The 5694-nt window shown below is 36.6% G+C and carries 2 protein-coding genes and 3 pseudogenes; all 5 read right to left on the bottom strand.

Annotated elements, in window-relative coordinates:
• Positions 1-226 precede the first annotated feature (226 nt).
• A complete protein-coding gene (locus VB654_RS24425) occupies positions 227-1615 on the bottom strand; it encodes a phthiocerol/phthiodiolone dimycocerosyl transferase family protein (RefSeq protein ID WP_323216429.1) in 1389 nt (462 codons plus the stop codon).
• A 65-nt stretch (positions 1616-1680) separates the two neighbouring features.
• The gene (locus tag VB654_RS24420) at positions 1681-3342 is read right to left on the bottom strand and encodes a PfaD family polyunsaturated fatty acid/polyketide biosynthesis protein (protein WP_323216428.1); all 1662 of its coding nucleotides are present in this window, start codon (positions 3340-3342) and stop codon (positions 1681-1683) included.
• Positions 3343-3978: 636 nt separating this feature from the next.
• Positions 3979-4545: pseudogene (locus tag VB654_RS25300) on the bottom strand (polyketide synthase); the annotation flags it as partial.
• A gap of 30 nt (positions 4546-4575) precedes the next feature.
• Positions 4576-5160, bottom strand: a pseudogene (locus VB654_RS25295) (beta-ketoacyl synthase N-terminal-like domain-containing protein); the annotation flags it as partial.
• A gap of 116 nt (positions 5161-5276) precedes the next feature.
• Positions 5277-5694, bottom strand: a pseudogene (locus VB654_RS24410) (polyketide synthase dehydratase domain-containing protein); the annotation flags it as partial.

The following is a 5694-nucleotide window of genomic DNA, read 5'->3' as shown; positions in this document are numbered from 1 at the left end:
AACATCTATTTCATCGATATGAATACTCAACTGTTCAGCAATTTGAGAAACTAGCCAAGCTTCAATTTTTTCCACAGTGTAAGATGGAATAATGTTTGAATTAGGTGTAGACTGATTCATTTTTTGCCTCTAAGGTAATATAATATAGAAATCAAATACATATATGCCATGATTTGATGAGCAAAAAGCACTTATTTATTTCAGAAGTTAAGCCAAATATTTAAAATCAAATATGAGTTAACTTTGGCTCAACATTTAAATTGCAAATATGATAAATATAGGATATAAATTGATTAACAATATCCTCCATATTCTGGCGACTAATTGAAGGTTCAGAAAGCACAAAATTGAGTAGCATTTTGCCTCTAAAAGTTGAGGCATGGGTAATAAACATACCTGCATATAAAGCATGAGAACCTAAAAAACTGATTTCTTCTAATTCAAACTTGCCGTAAATGTGGGGAATATTGACTCTACCAGCATTAGATACAGATACCGTAGCAGCTACTTGCTTTGGGTAGGTTAAACTAAAATTTATCAGATGCTTTGCCACTAAAATCATTTTAAACATATCGCCGCCCTGGATATTAGCCTCAAAGTTTTGTTTGACCTCTCGTGCTAATTCCCAGAAAGATGTATTTTTCCGTATAGTATAAAATTCCATAGTTGATGAAGCTAAGACAGTCATCTGCTCATCACTAATTTTTGATTCTAAATGTCTCCTTAAATCAAGATAAGATAGGCAGTTTAGTCTGATATCTTTACCCTTTTTCTTAGCTATATTGTTGGCAGCAACAAACATCATTACCGCGCATAACGCACTATTTACCGTTGTATTTTCCTGCCGACAACAATTGATTAACTTTTGGGTTAAGTCTGGGTCAAGTTGACTGTGAATAATATCACAACTACGCTGGGCAATAGGAACATATTTTTCAAAGCCTAATGTTTGTGGTTGATGCCAAATTTTTTTTAACCCAAGCTGCAACAGAAATATTGTGGTACTGATTTTACCTGTGAGCTTTTTTGTCCATGTAGGTAATATTTCTTCTACAGGAGGCAGTACGGGTAAATTAGGAACTAGGTTAATGGGGTTTCCAGAAGCAATTTTCTGACAATAAGTCAAATTTTCTGAATGCAGTCGCATAGATGATAAACCATCTCCAACGGCATGATGCCCTGTTGTAATCAGGTAATTTTCATGCCTGTTACTGTGAATATGAACAAGTACGGCTCGCATCAGATATTTATTGCTGTCAATTGACTGGTTCATTTCTTCTTTAACAACTTCTTGCCATTGCTCAGGCAGAACTTTTCTCACAATACGCAACGGAATTTTTGCTGTGCCTTCTGTTTGAAAATACAGAACATTTCTTAAACGTACAATTCGGGAATTAAGTCGGGGGTGGCGGTGCTGAATTATATCTAGAGCCTGTCTGATAATTTCTGCGCTGAGGGGTCCTTTAATCTTACTAATAGTGACTATGTTCCAGGTTTTAGCATGGCTATTTAAGTTTTCCATAGCCTGCTCAATGCATCCTAGTTTTCTGTCATTTATGACTAATTGCTGAATACCCCGTTGGGTAAAATTTGGTAAAATTTGAGATATTTTCATGATTTATTGCTAATTGGCATAAGTGTTAAAAATTTTCACATGAGTGAAAGCTGCTATATTGCCTATTAATTAAACTTAGTTGGGCGATATGTATTGAAGTAAGTTGGCATTTCTAAGCCCTGTATTTTTAAATTTTGCATCCGGTATAAAAATATTGCACCAGTCATAATTTGATGAGCAACATCAACAACTTGACGATTATTTAAGTCTGCTAAATAAGAACCTTTTATCCAGTTATTAAAGCTGCCCATAGCAGGGCCACACCAGATTTGGTAATCAATTTCCCGACCTTTTTCACCAGAGTTAGACCAACGAGAAGATAACCCCAAATACCACCGAAAAATTACAGCCATTTTCAGCTTGGGATTATTGACTGCTTTGTGCAATTTCTCAGGGTTACGTTGAGATAAATAATTAACTGTTTCTTGCCAAATGACATCTAGATTAGCTTTAAAAATTTGGTTTTCTAATTTCTCTCTTTCGGCAATCGGTATATCTTCAATTGAATCATAGTTTTTGTATAATTCATAGAGTTTTTGCGCTCTGAGTGGAAAGAGTGTTCCTCTTTTGAGAACTTGCAGTTTTACTCCCATTTCAAACATATCTGCGGCTGGAGCCATCATCACATCAGCCATTTCTGCCTGAGCTAGTAATTGCTTAGTATATTCAGATGTTCCAGCTTCAATACACGATTGGTTAATGGAACCAGTGACAACATAAGCCGCACCCATCATAAAGGCAGCTAAGGCTGATTGGGGAGTGGCAATTCCTCCAGCTACTCCGATTCTGACTGGTTTTTCATAACCATATTGACCTTGAATTTGATCTCTTAATTCTAGAATGGATGGTAACAAACAAACTAAAGGACGATTATCTGTGTGACCACCAGAATCGGCTTCTACAGTAATATCATCAGCCATCGGAATTTTTGCGGCTAAAGTTGCCTGTAATTCACTAATAAGACCTTGCTGGACTAATTTTTTGAGAATTTTAACAGGCGCAGGTTCTAAAAATTTTGTGGCAACTTCTCGGCGAGAAATTTTGGCAATGACTTTATTTTTAATTTCGATTTCATTGGTTGTATTTAAACTTAGCCCCGCAGCTCGATAATAAACAATGTTTTCATTCAAATCTAAAAAGGCAGATGCTTCTATTGTTCTGACTTGATATTTCAAATACAAATCAATGACACCGCGTTCAATAGCAGGTTCACTGGGACTGTGGAGTAGGTTAAAAGCATAAGGGCCTTGGGGTAGGGCTGGCTGAATCTGGTTAATGGCTATTTCCACACGGTCAAGAGATAAACCTCCAGCACCAAATGAACTTAAAATTTTATTTTTTCCCAAAGCAATTACTAATTCTTCCGAGGCAATACCATGAGCCATTGCGCCAGTTGTATAGGCATATTTGACATTGTGGAAGTCTAGAAAATTTGGATCTCCTAACTGTTGTATCTGCATTGCTGGAACTGACATTAACAGTTCTTGTCCGCTTTTTCCATTCTGGGAATGAAAAGATTCTCCTTCGTTGGTGACACCAATTTTATCTTCAACTTTGATAATGTAACAAGGTTTAGCTAAGTTAAGGAGTTTGGCTTTGATACCATTTCCATCAAAGGCTATGGTGTTTAATGAACCTTGCCAAGCTGTATTTTGGCTGACAAAGGAATTAGAAAGTTTTAAGAGTGAATTGCCACGTTTATGATTGAGGATATTATTAGTCAGCATGATTTTTTGATTTATTGCAGATTTAGAAAAATGGGGATATTTTTGAATGCAAAGGTACGGGGATGGTTAGTCAATTTCTGGGATTGGTTGCTCGAATAGCTTTTGATATAACTTTAGCTGTTGCTGTACAATTGTGCTGATTTGATGTAGCGATTCTTGTCTGACTTGTAGTAAAACAGAGTGAGTTTGGGTCATCTGGGAAGCGTTATGAATGAGCTTTTGATAGTGGGGACTCCGTAAGTTAGGTTGGGGTTTTTTGGCTACAAATTTATCAGCTATGTCATCATTAGGTAGTAGGCTTTCTTGATTTTCTGTTTCTGGAATAAAAACAGGATCATCTAGTAGTTCTTCTTGAGGTGCAATAGGGCGATCGCGCAATAATGTACTATAAGATGTATGGCTTTTATCAAAACAAAGAATTTCTGGTACTGTCTCGCCAATTAAGTCACTCATAATCCAATCTGGGCTATCAAAATATGTAGGTTTGCTCAATTCCTTCAGCTTTAAAGATTTAACTTGCTGCTCAGGAGCATGAATTGATGATGTATGAAATATTTCTGACTCTTGTAAGCGCTGGAATTTTTTGTCAGTTTTATTAATACTCAATTGATTGTGAATAGAACTAGCTGGTGAGGGTGCATATAGAGGTGACAAATCCATTTCAACTCTATGGCTCAAGAGTTTGGCTAATACTCTAATAATAGAAACATGATCATCTATGCCTCGTCTGTTCAAAGAAGCTGTGAAGTGTTCTTTGTCCTGGAGTATTTTACTAATCCATCGTGAACAGTTACTGCCAACTCCTACCTCAATAAATATTTTAGAACCATCATTGTAGACACGGTTAACTAGCCGAGGAAAATCAAGCTCTTGGCATAAAGTTTGGGCAATATTGTTACCAATAGAATTACTATCCAGAAGCATGGGTTTGTATTCGGCTGCGGAATAAAAAATAGTTTCTTTGACATTTTTGACTGGTAAAGTGTTGATTTTAGCAAGTTCATTGTATTCTGAGCGCATTGGCTGACAATGGATTACGTGCTTAAGTGGAGTGGGGTAAGCATGACATTGCAGATTTTCAATGACTCTTGCACAAGCTTGTGCTGCACCAGAAATAATAACTTCTTCTGGTGTATTTATTAGAGTTAAATAAACCAATTTTTCTGATTTTATGGCTTCTCTTACACGAGATACTGAGCATATTTGATGGCGGAGTAAAACGCTTGCACTATCTACCGCACCTACTAAAACAGCGTCTACTTCTTTGTTAATGAGTAGTTTTTGCGCTAATTCTAAGGCTTTAAAGACTGAACTTTTTTCAGCGTTTAATGTTAATGCTGTTCCAGTAAAATTCCACTGGTGAAAAATATCATTAGCCTGGTTATTCTCGATGTCTAGATGTTCAAGTTCTGGAGATTTAACGATTATTACTGCAACCTTTGACCCTGGATAAATACCTGCATCTTTAAGGGCATTATCAGCGACCTGAGACATTAAAATTTCTTGGAGATTAAATTTATCCTGGGATTTTGATGGAATTTGCCAATCTTGAATGTATGCTCCTAATGGTGCTTTTCCATTGTCAAAACCATGTTTTCTGAGTAGCTTTTCTAACTTTTCTATGCTTTGCCATCGCTGGTCAGGCAAAGGAATAAAATGTTGCGTTCCTTCATAAATGCTTTGTTCAAAGGTATCTAACCCTTGGCAACCACCACCTAAATAGCAGTCCATCCCAATAATTGCTATTTTTGAACACCTCTTCTTTTCCACCTCTGCGCTCTCTGCGTCTCTGCGGTTCGTTTGAAAAATTTCATTCATAAATCAAATCGGATTCCTATAGATGAATAAATGCGCCGAATTGCTCCTTGTGTGCTTTGCGGTTTGTTCTAAAATACTCCCCGCAAGCCAGCTATTTGAGAAAATTGGAACTAAACCTATTCTAAGTTGCGAGGTAAAACAGTGCCTCTAGCGTCCATCATTCTGGTATATATTTTCCCTTGGATATCGTGTGTAATCACATTCGTAACTATTGCTGAGTTTGTCCTTGATTTCACTTCGCAAGAAATGTACAACTTTTCATCAAATGGGAGTTCGGCAAATTGCTCAAAATAATTTATTTCTGAAGGTAAACAACCGACTTGATGATAATACTGTGACTAAATCCATAGTGCATGAATTTGAACATCAACAATATAAGGGTTGAATGTTTGGACTAGAAATTGTCCTTGTTTTTTTGCTTCTACCTTTGGCACTAAGCAATCTATTGTTATTTTCTCAGGGCTAATATTTAAAACACTTTTTACGCCCTGGAAAACTGAACCATGAAATAAACTTGATGCCCCGTTTTGATAA

Source organism: Nodularia sp. UHCC 0506 (genome assembly GCF_034931045.1).
Classification (GTDB): domain Bacteria; phylum Cyanobacteriota; class Cyanobacteriia; order Cyanobacteriales; family Nostocaceae; genus Nodularia.
Note: the sequence above shows the minus strand (reverse complement) of the source record. Positions and strands in the feature narration are given on the sequence as shown.